Annotated in this window: 17 protein-coding genes and 3 pseudogenes; 8 read left to right on the forward strand and 12 right to left on the reverse strand. The window is 58.4% G+C overall.

Going from position 1 to position 17,010, the window contains the following annotated elements; translation table 11 throughout:
• From E4P82_RS23820 to E4P82_RS17900, 10 genes and pseudogenes are all read right to left on the reverse strand, one after another.
• The coding region (locus E4P82_RS23820; RefSeq protein WP_211203207.1) for a transposase at positions 1–153 on the reverse strand (153 nt) is incomplete at its 3' end.
• Positions 101–298: a transposase gene (locus tag E4P82_RS17860; protein ID WP_169250146.1), complete on the reverse strand. Its 198-nt coding sequence runs from the start codon at positions 296–298 to the stop codon at positions 101–103. The genes E4P82_RS17860 and E4P82_RS23820, both read right to left, overlap by 53 nt.
• 68 nt (positions 299–366) lie before the next feature.
• Positions 367–636, reverse strand: coding sequence for a hypothetical protein (locus E4P82_RS17865; RefSeq protein ID WP_169250145.1), 270 nt, complete (start codon positions 634–636; stop codon positions 367–369).
• A complete protein-coding gene (locus tag E4P82_RS17870; protein ID WP_169250147.1) occupies positions 633–872 on the reverse strand; it encodes a DUF2281 domain-containing protein in 240 nt (79 codons plus the stop codon). The genes E4P82_RS17865 and E4P82_RS17870 overlap by 4 nt, the downstream gene beginning before the upstream one ends.
• Positions 873–991: 119 nt before the next feature.
• Positions 992–1,195: pseudogene (locus E4P82_RS17875) on the reverse strand (hypothetical protein); the annotation flags it as partial.
• Between the two features lie 169 nt (positions 1,196–1,364).
• A complete protein-coding gene (locus E4P82_RS17880; protein ID WP_169250148.1) occupies positions 1,365–1,679 on the reverse strand; it encodes a hypothetical protein in 315 nt (104 codons plus the stop codon).
• Between the two features lie 101 nt (positions 1,680–1,780).
• The gene (kefC, locus tag E4P82_RS17885; RefSeq protein ID WP_169250149.1) at positions 1,781–3,577 is read right to left on the reverse strand and encodes a glutathione-regulated potassium-efflux system protein KefC; all 1,797 of its coding nucleotides are present in this window, start codon (positions 3,575–3,577) and stop codon (positions 1,781–1,783) included.
• Positions 3,578–3,585: 8 nt separating this feature from the next.
• Positions 3,586–4,134 carry a glutathione-regulated potassium-efflux system oxidoreductase KefF gene (kefF, locus tag E4P82_RS17890; RefSeq protein ID WP_169250158.1) on the reverse strand — a complete coding sequence of 183 codons (549 nt, stop codon included), beginning with the start codon at positions 4,132–4,134 and terminating at the stop codon, positions 3,586–3,588.
• Positions 4,127–4,264: a hypothetical protein gene (locus E4P82_RS17895; protein ID WP_169250150.1), complete on the reverse strand. Its 138-nt coding sequence runs from the start codon at positions 4,262–4,264 to the stop codon at positions 4,127–4,129. The genes kefF and E4P82_RS17895 overlap by 8 nt, the downstream gene beginning before the upstream one ends.
• A gap of 64 nt (positions 4,265–4,328) precedes the next feature.
• Positions 4,329–6,230, reverse strand: a complete 1,902-nt coding sequence (locus E4P82_RS17900; protein ID WP_169250151.1) for a DUF4178 domain-containing protein — start codon at positions 6,228–6,230, stop codon at positions 4,329–4,331.
• Positions 6,231–6,681: 451 nt separating this feature from the next.
• Here E4P82_RS17900 and E4P82_RS17905 point away from each other — a divergent pair, with 451 nt between their 5' ends.
• Positions 6,682–7,617: an MBL fold metallo-hydrolase gene (locus E4P82_RS17905; protein WP_169250152.1), complete on the forward strand. Its 936-nt coding sequence runs from the start codon at positions 6,682–6,684 to the stop codon at positions 7,615–7,617.
• A gap of 62 nt (positions 7,618–7,679) precedes the next feature.
• Here E4P82_RS17905 and E4P82_RS17910 read toward each other — a convergent pair whose 3' ends face one another.
• Complete coding sequence (locus E4P82_RS17910) at positions 7,680–8,636, reverse strand: tyrosine-type recombinase/integrase (protein ID WP_169250153.1); 957 nt, start codon at positions 8,634–8,636, stop codon at positions 7,680–7,682.
• 218 nt (positions 8,637–8,854) lie between these two features.
• Positions 8,855–9,029: pseudogene (locus tag E4P82_RS22390) on the reverse strand (tyrosine-type recombinase/integrase); the annotation flags it as partial.
• 368 nt (positions 9,030–9,397) lie between these two features.
• On the opposite strand from E4P82_RS22390, the gene E4P82_RS17915 reads away from it, so the two are divergent.
• From E4P82_RS17915 to E4P82_RS17940, 7 genes and pseudogenes are all read left to right on the forward strand, one after another.
• On the forward strand, positions 9,398–10,384 hold the full coding sequence (locus E4P82_RS17915) for an aldo/keto reductase (RefSeq protein WP_169250154.1): 987 nt from the start codon (positions 9,398–9,400) through the stop codon (positions 10,382–10,384).
• Between the two features lie 20 nt (positions 10,385–10,404).
• Positions 10,405–11,472, forward strand: a complete 1,068-nt coding sequence (locus E4P82_RS17920; protein WP_246327692.1) for an NAD(P)-dependent alcohol dehydrogenase — start codon at positions 10,405–10,407, stop codon at positions 11,470–11,472.
• Between the two features lie 90 nt (positions 11,473–11,562).
• Positions 11,563–12,081: pseudogene (locus E4P82_RS23405) on the forward strand (MFS transporter); the annotation flags it as partial.
• A 295-nt stretch (positions 12,082–12,376) separates the two neighbouring features.
• On the forward strand, positions 12,377–12,952 hold the full coding sequence (locus E4P82_RS23410; RefSeq protein ID WP_338140970.1) for an MFS transporter: 576 nt from the start codon (positions 12,377–12,379) through the stop codon (positions 12,950–12,952).
• Positions 12,953–12,992: 40 nt separating this feature from the next.
• Positions 12,993–13,943 carry an AraC family transcriptional regulator gene (locus E4P82_RS17930; RefSeq protein ID WP_169250155.1) on the forward strand — a complete coding sequence of 317 codons (951 nt, stop codon included), beginning with the start codon at positions 12,993–12,995 and terminating at the stop codon, positions 13,941–13,943.
• 536 nt (positions 13,944–14,479) lie between these two features.
• Positions 14,480–15,841, forward strand: a complete 1,362-nt coding sequence (locus tag E4P82_RS17935) for a (Fe-S)-binding protein (protein ID WP_169250156.1) — start codon at positions 14,480–14,482, stop codon at positions 15,839–15,841.
• A complete protein-coding gene (locus E4P82_RS17940; protein WP_169250157.1) occupies positions 15,838–16,647 on the forward strand; it encodes a cation:proton antiporter domain-containing protein in 810 nt (269 codons plus the stop codon). Before E4P82_RS17935 ends, E4P82_RS17940 begins: the two co-directional genes overlap by 4 nt.
• Positions 16,648–17,010: the final 363 nt, after the last annotated feature.

Consider the following 17,010-nt stretch of genomic DNA (forward strand, 5'->3'; position numbering starts at 1 on the left):
TCGGAGTTGCTGATGAATCGCTGTGTTGATTTGCTCGATAGTATGATTGTCAACCCATTTGTGATAATAGTAACTAATTAAGGTATAGTGGGGAAAATCTTTAGGCAAATACCGCCATTGACAACCCGTCTTGTTCAGGTAAAAAAATGGCATTTATCACTTCGCGGAGATCGACTTTACGGGGCCGACCTGTCGTATAAGGATCGGCTTTTTTTAAAATCGGCTCCAAGATTTCCCATTCTTCATCTGTCAAATCACTGGGATACCTCTTACCAGGAATTTCTTTTGGCCAAGCCATGCAGCACCTCGAATAGAATCTCTGAAATTAAAATAATCGCCGGATTTTGGCTTATTTTATCAAAAATACTATAATAATATCAATGTGTTAGTTTTTGTACAGCTTCTCAGTCCAAGGCACCAGGAGCGTCTTGTCGAACCATAGCCGCAAGCCGACGGCATGATGTCATTGACCTGGAAGGCTTGCCGGGTGGCGATGATGATCGTGGTCGAGGTGTCCAGCGTGGCGCGGGTCACGCTCTTGGCCGCCAACCAGGTCTTGCCGCCGCCGGTGGGTACGCGCAGGCAGAAGTACGGTATGTCGGCCGGAAAACCCGGCAGCGGGTGGTACTCCTTCATTCGAATGGGTCCCGCGCCGCATCCGACCCGAGGTCGGCACCATCGATGTCGTCCGGGAAATCCTCGCCCAGGCTTCCCGCGACGCGGGCGATGAACGCCTCGGTATCGGACAATTTAGTGGCAGGGGGTGCTACCCCGTACCGTCGCTCCAGGTATTCGATGAAGTCCAGGGTCTTGCGTTGCAAGTCAGTGGGCAATGCACGGGCGTGTGCGTAGATCGTTTCGGGCAGAGTCATGTTCCCGCTCCTGTCGGCAACACGGACAAAATGGGATCGCAGCGCAGCGCGTTCCGGTACCTGCCTCGCGTTTCGCGGATTGGGATCGTGGGCTCATTGCGCTCAAGAGAGAGAGGCATCTTTACACCTCCAGCGCATAAGGCTTTGAGGGCGTGCAGGTTGTCACCCTGCATGATCAGGTTGCCGCTTTCCCTCACCCCCGACCCCTCTCCCGAAGGGAGAAGGGGGCACGAGAGTTCCGGCACCGGTTCCAGCAGGCGGGATGGCACGTCCTTGTGGTGCTTGACGACGGCGTTTTTGCCGATCCAGTTCAGGGTGGGCATCTTCGGTCCTGTTTGCGAGGGCTCATTCCATCATCTTCACCAGTGGGAACAGCAACGATGAATGATCCCCTGACATGTTTTCTCTAAAGCGCCTCGCCTGCAATGGAAGCGGAAGCAGCGAGGGTGGTGGTCGTGCGCAAGGGCGGGACGGATTGTAGGGTGCCGGATCTTATAGCGGTTTGCCTTGCTTCAAATCGTGTTGCACTTCCTGAAGGATCTCAGCAATATCCTCAATCAGTTGCAGGACTTCTGTCGGCGCGTCCCCTTGTACCGCCAAGTTGCGGATCAATAGCAGCAGCGGCTCCATCCGCTCCAAACGGCGCACGGTTTCCCAGCTCATGGCCTCGTCGGTGTGAAACAGTACTCGCTCCCAGTTCGGAAAACCGGCATGATCGACCACCTCGGCACGCAGGACCTGCCACGCTCCTTGCAGGTCGGACAGGATCGTTTTTTCGTAGTGATCGGGTTCGGTGAAAAAGGGCATCCAGTTCGTTCCTGTTCGAATATCATCGTTGGGAATAGCCCACATCCACTCATAATAAATCTGGATGTGCCGCTGGTTCGACGCGACGCGCTCGCGGTCCACTAACCCCACCCACCAGTACGCTCGCGCTCGCGGATTTCGCGATCGCGCTCGAACAGATCGGTCAGTTCGTCCCGCGCGGTCTGGGCCAGCGAAATGAGCTGAATTTCATCCTGGTAATGCGGATACATGGCGTCAAGCGCGGCCAGATCGTGCCGGCGGAAGGTGTCGGCCGCCAGCCGCGCCTCATGCGCTCCGAAGCCCAGCTCCCGCAGCACCCGCCGTCCGGCCCGCAACGCCGATTCGAAGGTCTCCCGCTCGATGTGTTCGATGCCCCGGTTCATCAGGCCGAACAGATGGGACACGTTGCGCGCCCGCGCCACCACCGGCAAATGGGGATAATGCGCGCGCACCGCGTCCACCAGTCGCAAGCTGGCGTCCACGTCGTCCAGCGCCACCACCAGCAGGCGGGCTTTGGCGATGCCGGCGGCCTCCAGCAAATCGAGTCGTCCCGAGTCGCCGTAGAACACCTGAAAGCCGAAGCGGCGCAGCAAGGTAATCTGGTCGGGATCGTGATCCAGCACGGTGGCGGTGATGCCGTTGGCGAACAGCAATCGACCAACGATCTGCCCGAAGCGACCGAAGCCGGCGATGATGATCGGCGATTCCTGCATCGGGATCGTTTCGGGTTCGGGGGGCGTACTCGCGTAACGCGGCGCCAAACCGCGTTCGTAGGCCAGCAGCAGGAACGGTGTAGTGGCCATCGACAGCGCCACGCTCAGGGTCAGCAACGCCGCCTGTTCGCGCGGAATCATCCCGGCCTGCGCCGTCATTCCCAGAATGACGAAGGCGAATTCACCGCCGGGCGCCAGCAGCGCCGCCAGCAGCCAGCGTTGCGCGACCGACACGCCCAGCGGTCCGGCGAGCGTCCGCAGCGCTAGCAGCTTCAGCAACAGCAGACCGCCGGTCAATGCCAGCACCGCGACCGGCCGCGCCGCCAGCAGGGTCAGATCGATCGACATGCCGATGGCGATGAAAAACAGGCCTAGCAGCAAGCCCTTGAACGGTTCCAGGTCGGCTTCCAGGGCGTGGCGGTATTCCGACTTGGCCAGCACCACCCCGGCGATGAAGGCGCCCAAGGCCATCGACAGACCGGCGCGCTGCATCAGCACCGCGATGACCACCACGATCAGCAGCGCGACCGCCGTGAACAATTCACGGATGCCGGTGCGGGCGATCAGCCGCAGGGCCGGGCTGGCGACATATTGTCCCGCCGCCAGAATACCGGCGATGACCGCCAGCCCCAACCCCATCGACACCTGACTACCCTCGGTCCCGCCGCTCTGGCCGAGCAAGGAGGGCAGGGCGATCAGCGGAATGGCGGCGATGTCCTGAAACAGCAGGATGCCGAAGGTCAGTTGGCCGACCGGGGTTGGCAGCAGGTTGCGTTCGTTCAGGGTCCGCACCGTGATCGCGGTTGATGACAGCGCCAGGGTCAGACCCAGCAGCAGCGCGGTGCCGACCGGCAGACCCAGCGCCAGCCCCGCGCCGGCCAGCAGCCCGCCACAGGCCAGCAATTGGGCACCGCCGCCGCCGAATACGTCCTGGCGCATCGCCCATAGCCGGTGCGGTTCGAGTTCCAGTCCGATCATGAACAGCATCAGCACCACGCCGAATTCGGCGAAATGTAGGATGGTTTCGACATCGCTGATTAGGCCCAGTCCGGCCGGGCCGATGGCGACTCCGGCCGCCAGATAGCCGAGGATCGCGCCCAGTCCCAGCCGTACCGCCAGTGGCACGCACAGCAGCGCGGCGGCGAGATAGATCAGCATGTTGCCCAGCCAAGCGGGTTCGTGCATGGGCGGCCTCAATCGGTGTCGGCGACCCAGGCGGGATAGTTCGCCAGCCGGTCGCGGTAGCGGGTGGCCCAATCGCGCAAGGCGTCGTCGCCGAGGTGCGGGACGCCGTGCAGCACCCAGGGCGGCAGCCAGTTCATGCCGCACAGGCGGGCGGTCTGAATCAACGGTGGCAGGAAGGTCTCATAGGGATAGCCGTGCAGGTTATCGGCGGCGTAGCTGCTCTGTGTGCCACCGGTAGTGGTCACGCACCACCAATGTTTTCCAACCAGCGCCGTGCCACCGGGTCCATAGGCCCAGCCGGGTTCCAGCACGGTGTCGATCCATAGCTTGAGCAGGGGCGGCGGGCTGTACCAGTAAGTGGGATACTGGAAGACGAGAAGTTCAGCGGTCTGGATCGCTTGCTGCTCGGCTCGGGCGTCGATATCGAAATCGGGATAGCGCTCGTACAGGTTGCGCACCGCGACGCCGGGAACGGTGGCGGCAGCTTCGATCAGGCGTCGGTTGGCGTTCGAACGCTGGCCGCGCGGATGGGCATAGAGAACAACGATCCTATTTATGGTAAATCCCTCGCGCCGTGCCCGGCGGGCTTTTCGCCTCGCTGGCGCCGAACAGACTCCAGCCGCGATATTGCGCGGTGCCGAACAGCGCCAGAACCAGCAGGCCGCTGATGAGATAGCTGCGGAACATGTCGTCTCCTTATGCCGCCGACCGGATTGATACCATCATCTCATTCGAAACCAAACCAGCCGGATCACCCATAATCGCTTTCCGCCCAGCGCGCCCGCTCAAAGGCCCGTGCCCGCCAGTAAAACAGCATCGGTACGATCAGCAATCCCAGTAGTGCCAGGAAAAAATTGCTCCAGCTCGGCACGTCGCGGAACACCGTCAAGGTACACGTCACCGTTGGCGAAGGTCGGGGCCATTCACCCTCGACGCTCAGGTAATAAAGGCCCGCCGGGATGCCTGACAGCACGGCGTCGTCGCCGGCATCGCCTTCCGCCCAGCGTTCTCCGTCGTCGACGCCGTGGTAGTAGCTGATTTCTCGGCCAATTGCGGTGCTAGCACCGGTTTGCCGCTCGATCAGCGCCAGATCCAGATACAGCCAGTTGTTGTTGAGATTGGTCTCGGCGCGAATCAGCAGGTTCGATTCCCGTCCGCTCACCGCGAACGGGGCGCTGCTCAGGGTCTGGTTGCGGGTGGTCTCGTCGAACACGAACGTTTGTTGATGCACGCGTTGATCGGCGGACAAGACCAAGGTGATGATTTGGCCGATGACCAGCAGCGCCAGAAACACGCCGAGCAGCCGGCGGATTTTCGGTCGTTGCGCGTCGTAGGGCGAAGGTTGGTTGGGCGCGATGCCCATGCGCAACGGCGGCGGCGTTTCCAGTCGAAAAGCAGTCTCGATGGCGTCCGGCTCGATATATTCGGCTTGCGACCAGACGATTTCCTTGTCAGTGCGCTCCTGACTGAGCTGGAACGGCGGGGCAGTGTAGTCGCTGATCTCGCAGCGTTCGCCGACCCGCACCCGCCAGTAGAACTCACCCAGCACATAACTGACCTTAGCCTTGGCGGTCTGGAAGTGCCGATAACTCCGATCCTGATAAACCGCCTTGGCTTTCGCGGCATAACCGGTGACCAGCGGCGGTTCGGTCAGCGTGTGGACCAGACTCCAATGACCGTTGTAATCCACCAGCCAGCGAAAGCCCTGCTCACGGTGAAACAGCAGATACTCGCTCCATTCGTAATCGACTTCTTCCACCGTGACGCAGCGCCGCAAATAGCCGATTGCCTGATAGGAAGTGCCTTCCAGCGTGCCGCTCGTTCCCAGTGGGATCGAGGGTTCGTGGGTGACCTTAGCCTTGAATTTGGACAGGATGCGAAAATTCTCGTCCGTGAGATCGATGATCGAACCGCAGGTGCCGCAGGCCAAGGTTTCGCTGTGCCCCTTGGCACGGATGGTCAGGGCGCTGCCGCAGCCGGGACATTGAAAGGATTGCGCCTGGATGCCGGCGTCCGGTTCCCATCCGACCGGCATGACCGCGCGCAGGCGCGTCAATTTCAGGTCGTCGAAGCGCACTTGTTCGCCGACGAACACCAACGGTGGCGTTTCGCTGTAATCGAGAGTGGCGAACACCTTGCCGGGGGCCTGCAAATCCACCACCGGGGCGTCGTAGCCCGGCCCGACCCGAATCGGCAACTCGCCTTCGCCGGCGATGCAACAAGCGGTTTCGATGTTGGTGACCTGAAAAGCGCGACCCTTGAGGGTCACGCTTTGGCCGGCGCGCAGTTCGGAAAAGGCCGGCAACGGTTCGGGCGGCTGGATCAGGAAGGTGACCGCATGGTTGCCCAGCGTTTCGCCCAGCCAGCCGCCGCGCTGGTTATCGAACAGCAGGTACCATTCGTTCCAGATGCCTTGGCCATAGCGTAATTGGATACGCCCGACCACGCTGAAGCGGCTCTTGCGGTAAATGCCCTCGGTACCGAGTTGGATCGGTGATGGATCGGGCAACAGCTCCGCCATTTTCCCGACATTTTCCAGATTCAGGTCATGGCGAATCAGCGTACTCTGGCAATGATCACAGACCGTCAAGATGGACGCCGCCGACTGGAAAGTAATCGTGGCGCCACAAGAGGGGCAGTTCGTGGTTTTCATGAGTTATTTATATCATCTTCACTTGTTAAAAATAAAACACAGCAGAAACCACATTCCTCGGAATCCCCACCCCAAAACAGCCTCCAAATTCGTTTCGCTTCCCTCACAACGGTAACGAGAGCATTGTCGAAAACCTACTCTGCACACGGCTTCAGGATAGAACACACGGCCCAGAAACTCAGCGACAACACCACGCGCGACGTTTTCGCGAACACTTAAGAATTGAGAATCCGCAATGCGACTCACGCCTCACCTATGTTAGATATGAACTATTCTTCAGCGACAAGTAACAGCATTCTGCGAAGCGCCGCCATAACGGCACTCCCGCCAAGCCAGGATTTGCCTTGGCCGTCGAGAATCGCCGCAGCATGGCCGAATACCCCGGACGTTGCCGGATGCTCCGCCCCCTTGAACCAACGGCGGGATGCCATCTCCACGCAGAGGTATGACCATGGCCACCGATCAACCCATGCTCGACATCGGCACTCTCAACCGACTACGGATTCTGTGCATCTCCGAAACCGGCTGGTTCGACACCACGACCGTATTTGACGACATCCGCGCCGCCGGTGGCGCCGAAGTTGATCAATACACCATCCCCTGGCCACCATTCGGTGCTTTACACTCCGAGAACGCCGCTGGCTTTGCCGCATTGCTGGATGCCGAAACCGCCGACGGTACCCGGCACCGCCTGTTGTTCGATACCGGCTGGAACCCGAACTGGATGGATCGCCGTTTCGCCGAGGAAGGCATCGACCAGCAATTGCGGGACGGGCAAATCGAAGGGCTGATCATCAGTCACGAGCATTTCGACCATTTCTGGGGCATCGGATCGACCCTCCGGCATTGCCCCGACATCACCATTTATGTTCCCGAAGGCTTTCATCCACGCGGCCTCGCGTTCATCGCCCAGCAGGGCCACAGCGGAAAAGTCATTACCATCCCCAGCGATCAGCCGCTGATCCTGTTTCCCGGCTTGGCCGTGGCCAGCTTCCCCATGACGACACTGCTGCGAGTGGAAGGCGAAAACGTGCTTTATGGCCACATCCGGGACCAGGGCATGGCGATGATTACCGGCTGCGGCCACGGCGGCGTGCTTAACCTGCTGAACTATGCCCGCCAGACTTTTCAGGGTGGCGACCGCATTCATGCGCTTTACGGTGGCTTGCACATTTCACCCCTGGAAGATTGGGATGAGTCACGCGATCAGGTCGTTGCGGCTCTGAACCAGTATGGAATCGCCAAGCTAGCCTGTAATCATTGCACGGGCCAGAAGGCGGTGGAAAAGATGCTCGAAACCGGTCTGCCGGTGGTGCGCGGCACCGCTCGGAACGGTTCCCGAACCGGACTATTCCTGGGCAACGGCGACGTGCTGGAACTCGGCTGAGCGGCGTTTTTCCACAGCTTCGGCCCAAAGCTTGGTGTGCGAGGCGACCGAAGAAGGCACGTCTAATACCGCACCGCGAAACTCGCGCTTTCCCGGTAGTGCAGCGTGCGCTTGTCGTACATCTTGGTGGTGGCGATATGCCGGTGCCCGACGGACGCCTGCACCGCCTCAATCGGGCATTTGCGATCCAGCGCCTCGGTGATGAAGGTGGCGCGGGCACTGTGCGGAGTAACGCCTATCGGCAATCCGACTTCCCGCGCATAGCGGTGAAACAACTTACTCACCTGCCGGCTGGTCAGCGGCTTTCGCAACTCGCGCCGTGGCACTGCCAGAAACAGCGGCGACTCCCGTTCGGCGCCGTGACCGCTCTGCGCCAGATAGGTCCGCAAAGCCAATTGCAGCTCGTGATGGATGGCCAAGCGATGGCGCTGCCCCCCCTTGACGATGAAATCCAACACCCAGTAACCGGCATCCTCGAAGAAATCTTGCACTTTCAGATGGGTCACCTCGGACACCCGGCAACCGGTGTAGAACAGCACATGGAGGATGGCCCGGTCACGTATCCCTTGCAGCGTATCCTCGGACGGGGCATGAAGCAGGCGTCGGACCTGCTCCGGAGTGAGGACCGCCGCCTCCACCCGGCTGGCGTTGACCCGAGGGCGCTGGACCCCGGTCACCGGATTGCGTGCCGCGACCTGTCGTTCGCACAGATGCCGAAACAGCGAGGACACCGCCGCCAGCCGATTCCGCACCGTCCTTGGACTGGCCCCCGACTGAATCAGGTATTCGCGCCAAGCGATCAGGTGACTTTGGCCGATGGTCCGCAATTCGTCCGACGACCGGAGACTATGAAAGGCGATGAAGCCCTGCACGGCCGCTTGGTAGGTTCGCTGGGTCCGGGGCGAAACGAAGTTGGCCAGCCACACCGCTTCCTCGGGCAGCTCGGTTAGGCGCTGGCTGGGAGTGGGGAGGGTCGGGATTGCCGGGGTGGAAACGGGAAGCGTTGGTTCGGACGGCATGGCGGTGACGACGCTGGGAAAAGGAAGGGTGTGTTTACAAGCCTCTGAGGGCGGCAAGCTGCACGGGGTTTTGGTCTTCAGTTGAGACTCGCGCGTAGCTAATGTTCATGAATCTATTTTGTCTCTGATTTATGACGCAAACAAGCCATTGATTATTCAGGCGCGTGAGCTTGTCAAAAATCTTGATTTTCGACAAGCTCCTGAAACACAGATTAATTTCAGTAATTCACCGGAAAGGTCGGACTGTCTTCCGGCCTGTTCTCCCGCTTATCGTACATCCTTAGTGGTAGAGACATTAGCGTACCCCTACCACTCCTGAACCTTGGCGATATCGGCGTTATGCGCCAAGGCGTTGGTGGTCGCCGTCGCCCACAAGGAGTGTACGCAGAAGCCGTAAATGTCAGCATTGATGCCAACCTGCTCGCCGTAGCATCGCCGTTAGTACTCCCCACGGTCTTACAGTTTCTAGCAAATAAGAATTTGCCTATTTCTACTGATTTTTTTACATAATTCTATTATATGACATTTACAGTCATTTGATATTTATTTAATTACAACTTTGTTTATTTTTTATAAATAAATTAAAAATATATCACATGAATAATATTTCAAATAAAAAACTAAACCACGAAGTCATATTCGTAATTAAGTAGAGATAGGCATAATGTTTGTAGCTTTAGGCAAGCTATTTCTCTCCAAAAATTTATCATGAAGGCCCATCTCGACAGTCAAGCAACATGCATTGCAAAAGGAGGAAGGCCATGCAAAAACGTATCTTTGGCAACAGTGGACTGGAAGTTTCCGCGCTGGGTTATGGGTGTATGGGCCTGAATTTCGGTTACGGATCGGGCATCAGCAAGGAAGAAGCCATCAAGCTCATTCGCCACGCCTTCGAGCTGGGGGTGAGGTTCTTCGATACGGCGGAGGCGTATGGCCCCTTTACCAATGAAGAAATCGTGGGCGAAGCACTGCAACCGATCCGCGATCAGGTGGTGATCGCCACCAAATTCGGTTTTCAGAACGGCATGGCGACCAAAGGACTAGACAGCCGCCCAGAACGCATCCGGCAGGTCGCCGAAGAATCCTTGAAACGTCTACGCACCGACCGTATCGACCTGTTTTACCAACACCGCGTCGATCCCTCCGTGCCGATAGAAGATGTAGCCGGTACGGTAAAGGACCTCATCGCCGAAGGCAAAGTCAAGCATTTCGGCCTGTCGGAAGCGAGCGTACACAGCATCCGCAAAGCCCATGCCGTGCAGCCGGTGACCGCCCTGCAAAGCGAATATTCGCTGTTCTGGCGCGAACCGGAACAAGAGATCTTGCCGACACTGGAAGCATTGGGGATCGGCTTCGTGCCCTTCGCTCCATTGGGCAGGGGCTTCTTGACGGGCAAGATCGATGCGGGCACTTCCTTTGCCGACAACGACATGCGCAAGAGCGTGCCGCGTTTTACGGAAGAAAACCGCAAGGCCAATCAGGCGCTGGTCGCGCTGATCAGCGGGATCGCCCAGGAAAAAGACGCCACCCCGGCTCAGGTCGCCCTGGCCTGGCTGCTCGCGCAAAAACCGTGGATCGTCCCGATCCCCGGAACGACCAAAGCATCCAGGCTAGCGGAAAATCTCGGCGGCGCGACGCTGGAACTGACACCGACCGATCTTGCGAATATCGAGCGAGCCACGGCGGAGATGACCCTGCACGGCGACCGTTATCCGCCGGCGATGCAACGATACGTCGATCACCAATAGAACTTGATGGAGCGCTTAACATGATGAAAACCATCGGATACGCCACTGATTCCCCCACCAGCGCACTGGAGCCGTTCAACTTCGAACGCCGCGACCCTCGACCGGAAGATGTCGTCATCGACATTCTGTACTGCGGTATCTGCCACTCCGATATCCATTCGGCCCGCAACGAATGGGGCTGGACGCAATACCCGTTCGTGCCTGGTCATGAAATCGTCGGGCGGGTCAGCGCCGTGGGCGACAAGGTTGGCCAATTCAAGCCCGGCGATCTGGTCGGGGTCGGTTGCCTGGTCGATAGCTGTCGCCATTGCGAATCCTGCGAGGAGGGACTGGAGCAGTATTGCGAAAACGGCTTTACCGGAACCTATGGCGGCGAAGACAAAATCGGCGGCACGCCACACCCCTTCACCTTCGGCGGCTACTCCAACCAGATCACGGTCGATGAACGCTTCGTGCTGCGCATTCCCGAGAACCTCGACCCGGCGGCCGCCGCGCCTTTGCTCTGCGCCGGCATCACCACCTATTCCCCACTGCGCCACTGGAAGGTGGGGCCGGGTCAAAAAGTTGGGGTGATCGGCCTGGGCGGTCTGGGCCACATGGGCGTCAAGTTCGCCCATGCCATGGGCGCGCATGTGGTGATGATCACCACCTCGCCGGAAAAAGGCGCGGACGCACAGAAGCTCGGCGCGGACGAAGTCCTGCTGTCCACTGACGAGGTGGCGATGCAGGCGGCGCAGAACAGCTTCGACTTCCTGCTCAACACCATACCCGTCGGCCATAACGTCGATCCTTATATGGCCCTGCTGAAACGCGACACGACCATGGTCATCGTCGGCGCGGTCGAGGCGCTAACCCGGGTGGATGGTATTCCCTTCATCTTCCGCCGCCGCTCGCTGGCCGGCTCACTGATCGGCGGACTGCCGGAAACGCAGGAAATGCTGGATTTTTGCGGAGAACACGACATCACCTGCGATATCGAAACCATCGTGATCAAGGACGTCAACACGGCCTACGACCGCACCGTCAAAGGCGATGTGAAATATCGTTTCGTGATCGACATGGCTTCCCTTCAACCGGAAGCCGCGTAAGCGGCTCAGCAATAAAGCAGGTCGTCAATGACTCACGGCATCGCCCCAAAGCGCATTCCCATCCTGATGATCATCCTGGTCAGTTACCTGATGATCATCCTGGATATTTCGATCGTGGTTACGGCGCTGCCGAAAATCCAGGACACGCTCGGCTTTTCGGAAGTCGGCCTGTCCTGGGTACAAAACGCCTATACGCTGACCTTCGGCGGGTTGCTGTTGCTGGGTGCGCGTGGCGGCGATTTGCTGGGGCGGCGACGCCTGTTCATCATCGGATTGGCGATTTTCGCCTTCGCTTCGCTGTTGATCGGCTTCACGCAATCGGCGGCGTGGATGATCGCCTCGCGGGCCTTGCAGGGCATCGGCGCGGCCTTGCTGGCGCCGTCCACCCTGGCGCTGCTGACCGTCAATTTCCCCGAGGGCGAGGAACGCACCCGCGCCGTGGCCTATTACGGCGCGACCGCCGGGATCGGCTCCAGTGTCGGGTTGGTGGCGGGCGGCATCATCGCCGACCTAATCTCATGGCGCGCCGGATTCTTTATCAACCTGCCCATCGCCGCGATTCTGATCACTGCTTCCCTGCGCTATATCGATGAAACCGAACCGCATTCGGGAGACTTCGACCTGATCGGGGCGCTAAGTTCGACACTGGGCATGACGTCTCTGGTCTATGCGATTGTCCATTCCGAAGCACATGGCTGGACGAACCCCAGTACGCTTTTCCCTCTCGCGGTGGGTCTACTGATATTGGCATTTTTCGTACTGAATGAATGGCGTGCGAAACAACCCATCATGCCGCTGCACCTTTTCGCCAACGCCGAGCGCAGCTGCGCCTATGTTGCCCGCGTTTTGATGCTGGGCGCGGTATTCAGCTTCTTTTTTCTACATCACGCAATATTTGCAAATTGTGAAAGAATTCAGACCATTGGAAGCCGGATTTGCCTTCCTGCCCCTGACCATCCTGCAATTTCTCGGCGCGATGGCCGTACCGCGCCTGACCCGACACTATGGCAATGGGCCGTTGCTGGCGGGCGGGCTCTTGATTCTCATGACTGGCATGATCTGGGTCAGTAGCCAGATGTCGGTCAGTACCTCCTATCTCACCGGGGTCGCCTTACCCATGCTGCTGATTGGCACCGGTCTGGGCTTGGCGCTCAGCCCGCTGACCGCTTCCAGCATTATTGGGGTCGAACATCGCGATGCCGGTGCGGCCTCCGGCCTGGTGAACGTGGCACACCAACTGGGCGGTTCCTTCGGCTTTGCGGTTCTTGTCGCCGTGTTTGCCGCAGCGAATTCCACTACGCTGACTGGAGGTGCGCTGTTCACCCACCGCATCGCCTCCACGTTTACCGTCGGATCGGAGCTGCTGGTAGTCACCTTTGGGCTGGTGATGGTTTTTATCGTCAGACCGTTCAACCGTAAAAGTGCGGCGGAAAAACCCGTGGCTAATCGGCTCGACCATCTTGAAACAGAAGACGCATGATGAATAATTCTGGCCGATGATCTGAGAACGCATAGAACTCATGCTGCAACCTAATGAAAACCTGGTGTCTTTTGCAAAGGCCGGGGATGACGAAACGCCACCGGACAGTGGCGATTTGAAAAAACTGGCCGATTTGATTGCCCGATTCGCGCCGCATGACGGGCGCTTCGAGTTATCAGGTTACGGACTGTATGTGGTCAAGGAGACCAAGACGACCCCTGAAACGACACGCACCATGAGTCAGCCGGGAATGTGCATCGTCGCCCAAGGTGCAAAGCGCGTCTCGCTGGTACACCGCTCCTTCGAATACAACGAATCCCGTATGGTGGTTTATGCGGCCGAAGTGCCGGTCGGCGCCAGCATCGTCAAGGCCAGCTCGGAAGAGCCCTTCCTCTGTCTTGTTGTGCCGCTTGATCCTCAGAAGCTGATCGAACTGATTTTAAAAGTCTTTCCACACAGCTTACCCAAAACGCCGGATACCCAAGCCATTTATGTCGGCAACAGCCATCCCAAGATCGTCACCGCCGCCATCCGGATCATGGATTTGATCCTGCAACAGGAAGATGCCGATCTGCTGGTACCGCTGGTGATCGATGAAATACTTATCCGGCTGTTGCGCAGCCCGGCAGGTCCTGCCATCGCACAGATCGGCATCACCGATTCCAATGCCCAGAAGATCGCCAAGACCATTTCCTGGCTCAAGGAAAACTATGCCACGACGGTCCGCATCGAAGATCTGGCCGCCATTGCCGGGATGAGTCCTTCATCCTTCTATAGCCATTTCAAGTCGATCACCTCGATGAGCCCGTTGCAATTCCAGAAAACCCTGCGTTTGCAGGAAGCGCGCAACCTGATGATCATGCGCCGGGTGGATGTCAGCAATGCCAGCTTGCAAGTGGGCTATGCCAGTCTCTCGCAATTCAGCCGCGAATACAGCCGCCTGTTTGGCTACCCTCCTAGTAAAGATATTGCACAATTACGTAGCGCCTAAAAAAGATCAACAGCTTTATATAAAAGAAGGGATTTTCTCTCTCCCGATTAGTTCCGATAATGCCCTTTATCGGAACTAATCGGGAGCGCGGATATAAATTACATATTACGTATGATGTAATAAAACTTCGAAGAAGCGGCGCACAACGAGTTCGAGATCGGGCGGCCTCGTTCGGGTCAATGATCGTTTCCATCCGGCTGGAGTGGCGTGGGGCGGGCTGCTCGTCGAGAGGCGTTCGCTACGTGGCGCAGGTGACGTGCGTCGAAAAAAGCGGCATAACAGTCACTCACACGCCTTCATCATGCAATAAACACGTCCTTAGCCCATTGACAAATACCTACGACTGGCTTGGGACAACGTACGTACAGCCCAGTCGTGGCAATGGCCCAGGACTATATGGTTTTCGATAACACGGTGCTGGATCATGATTTGCATGAATCAATAATCTCCTCGACTCCACGGAACCGCATCATGCACCGCTTCGACTCCTTTCCCACTTCCGCGCATTGTCCATGCCTCGCCATGGGGAATGCGGCATGAAGACCTATCTCGACTGGTCGGCTTACCAGGATGCAGGCATGGGCGATGCCTATGCCGATATTCCCAAACACGGGGGCAACTTCGCCAAGGCCGTGGCGGTTTGCATCAACAGCCGGCAATGTGAAACTGCCGGAAAACAGGTGATGTGCCCCAGCTTCCAGGTCAGCGGCAATGCTCATCTGTCCACGAGTGGACGAGTCAGACTGCTCAAAGCCGCCCTGTCCAGCGACCTGCCCCAGAAAGCCCTGCGCGACCCCACCCTGGCCGAAGCCATGGAACTATGTGTGTCCTGCAAGGGATGCAAGCGCGAGTGCGAAGCCAACGTGGATATGGCCTTGATCAAGGTTGAATATCTGGCCCAGCGTGTTGCGCGTGAAGGGTTGCGTCTGCGTGATCGTCTGTTTGCACACACCCCGCGCTGGTTGCACCGGGCGCCTTGGCTCAAACCGCTGATACGCTGGCGCAACCGCAGTCCTCTGCTGGCCCGCTGGAGCGAGCGCTGGATCGGACTCAGCGCCAAACGCCAACTCCCTGAGCCAGCACCTCGGCCGTTCACTTTCTCTGATGCATCGCGTCCCACGGCCCATGTTCCCACCGACGGACGTCCCGAAGTGGTGCTGTTGGTCGATACCTTTACCCATCATTTCGAACCTGAGATCGCTGAAGCAGCCGTGGCGGTGCTCCGGACTGGGGGCTATTCCGTGCAGGTGGCCAAGCCCGAAGCTACCAGCCCGGAACCTGCGCGCCCATTGTGCTGCGGACGCACTTATCTGGTTCACGGCTTGCTCGACGAAGCTCGCGCGGAGGTCCGGCGCCTGAGCGAGGCTCTGTTACCGCATTTAGAAGCAGGGCGGGTGGTGGTTGGTCTGGAAGCGTCCTGCGTGGTGAACCTACGCGACGATGCCCAAACGCTGGGGCTTGGCGAGCCAGTCGAAACGGTGGGTAATAAGATCCTATTGTTCGAGGAATTTCTAGCTCGGGAAGTCATGGCCAAGCGACTCAATCTGCCCCTGCGCTCCATGAAGGAAACCGAGACGCTGGTGCATGGCCATTGCCATCAGAAAGCGGTCGGGGCCATGAAAGCCATGCGCCGAGTCCTCAAGCTCATCCCCGATCACGATTTTTCGATGATCGAGGCCGGTTGTTGCGGCATGGCGGGAACCTTCGGCCTGGAGGCGGAGCACGTCGAAATGGCATCGGCCATGGCTGAACGAGAGCTGATGCCCGCCTTGCGCGACAAGCCCACGGCCCAAGTCATCGCCAACGGATTTTCCTGCCGCCAGCAAATGCGCATCCATGGCGATACTCGCCCACGCCATTTGGCGGTGTTGCTGCGCGATGCGCTAGCTGGAGCATGAGTGCATCGCTTGGGTTGGTGTTGCTGGCGCTGATGACCGATTTGGAAGCTCACGCGCCGCTCAGCCTGGCCGTCGGTCTGATCGTCGAGGAATTGGGCATCGGTGCATTGACCGGCATCAGTCTGGCCCTGATCGCCTGGCGGCTACTGCGCCGGTCGCAACAGGAGGGTTGGGAATTGCCGCGTTGGTCGCAATTGACCTTGCCCGGCCTCGCCTTGCTCTGCTTCGCCTTGGCCCAGGCCTTGGGCGGCAGTGGTTTTATCGCGGCCTTTGTGGGTGGGTTGTTGACCGGCCATTTGCTGGGCAAGCAGAAGCATCACCTACTGGAAGCCAGCGAGGAACTCGGTAGCCTGTTCTCGGTGGTCACTTGGCTGGTTTTTGGCGCGCTGGTCATACCGGCGGCTTGGAGCTATTTCAGCCCAAGCATCTGGCTCTACGCCCTGCTGAGCCTGACCCTGGCTCGCATGCTGCCGGTTTACCTCAGCCTGCTAGGCACGAGGCTGAACAACGAAACCCGCCTGTTCATCGGCTGGTTCGGTCCGCGCGGGCTGGCCACCATCGTGTTTGGCGTGATCATCATGGATACCGAACTGCAAGCCCGCAATACCCTGCTGGCGACCGCCATCTGCACCGTGCTGCTCAGCGTGATTTTGCACGGTTTGAGCGCCAACCCATGGGCCGCACACCTGGGTCGAAAAAATGTGCGGCACGTCCAGCGCGGCTTTGTAATTGATTGCTTCTCTGTATTGCTTGTAGTACCGGGAGCTCTTGATGCATCTGCGAAAGTAAGGCATCTATATCTTTAGGCAAGCAGCCTCCGCCGTAAGGCATTCCGGCTGCCAAGTAGTACTCATTTGATGATAATCTGCCAGACTGAACAATGTCGAGTATAACCTCAGAAGCTGTACAAAAACTAACACATTGATATTATTATAGTATTTTTGATAAAATAAGCCAAAATCCGGCGATCATTTTAATTTCAGAGATTCTATTCGAGGTGCTGCATGGCTTGGCCAAAAGAAATTCCTGGCAAGACGTATCCCAGTGATTTGACGGATGAAGAATGGGAAATCTTGGAGCCGATTTTAAAAAAGCCGATCCTTATACGACAGGTCGGCCCCGTAAAGTCGATCTCCGCGAAGTGATAAATGCCATTTTTTTACCTGAAC

It is taken from the genome of Candidatus Competibacter phosphatis, assembly GCF_012939995.1.
Taxonomy (GTDB): domain Bacteria; phylum Pseudomonadota; class Gammaproteobacteria; order Competibacterales; family Competibacteraceae; genus Competibacter; species Competibacter phosphatis.

Excerpts from the sequence above, each read along its gene's own strand:
- E4P82_RS17940 (WP_169250157.1), top strand. The coding sequence starts at position 15,838 with ATGAGTGCATCGCTTGGGTTGGTGTTGCTGGCGCTGATGACCGATTTG.
- E4P82_RS17930 (WP_169250155.1), top strand. The coding sequence starts at position 12,993 with ATGCTGCAACCTAATGAAAACCTGGTGTCTTTTGCAAAGGCCGGGGAT.
- E4P82_RS17895 (WP_169250150.1), bottom strand. The coding sequence starts at position 4,264 with ATGTTCCGCAGCTATCTCATCAGCGGCCTGCTGGTTCTGGCGCTGTTC.
- E4P82_RS17910 (WP_169250153.1), bottom strand. The coding sequence starts at position 8,636 with ATGCCGTCCGAACCAACGCTTCCCGTTTCCACCCCGGCAATCCCGACC.
- kefC (WP_169250149.1), bottom strand. The coding sequence starts at position 3,577 with ATGCACGAACCCGCTTGGCTGGGCAACATGCTGATCTATCTCGCCGCC.
- E4P82_RS17900 (WP_169250151.1), bottom strand. The coding sequence starts at position 6,230 with ATGAAAACCACGAACTGCCCCTCTTGTGGCGCCACGATTACTTTCCAG.
- E4P82_RS17870 (WP_169250147.1), bottom strand. The coding sequence starts at position 872 with ATGACTCTGCCCGAAACGATCTACGCACACGCCCGTGCATTGCCCACT.
- E4P82_RS17915 (WP_169250154.1), top strand. The coding sequence starts at position 9,398 with ATGCAAAAACGTATCTTTGGCAACAGTGGACTGGAAGTTTCCGCGCTG.
- E4P82_RS17920 (WP_246327692.1), top strand. The coding sequence starts at position 10,405 with ATGATGAAAACCATCGGATACGCCACTGATTCCCCCACCAGCGCACTG.
- E4P82_RS17860 (WP_169250146.1), bottom strand. The coding sequence starts at position 298 with ATGGCTTGGCCAAAAGAAATTCCTGGTAAGAGGTATCCCAGTGATTTG.
- E4P82_RS17865 (WP_169250145.1), bottom strand. The coding sequence starts at position 636 with ATGAAGGAGTACCACCCGCTGCCGGGTTTTCCGGCCGACATACCGTAC.
- E4P82_RS17880 (WP_169250148.1), bottom strand. The coding sequence starts at position 1,679 with ATGCCCTTTTTCACCGAACCCGATCACTACGAAAAAACGATCCTGTCC.
- E4P82_RS17935 (WP_169250156.1), top strand. The coding sequence starts at position 14,480 with ATGAAGACCTATCTCGACTGGTCGGCTTACCAGGATGCAGGCATGGGC.
- E4P82_RS17905 (WP_169250152.1), top strand. The coding sequence starts at position 6,682 with ATGGCCACCGATCAACCCATGCTCGACATCGGCACTCTCAACCGACTA.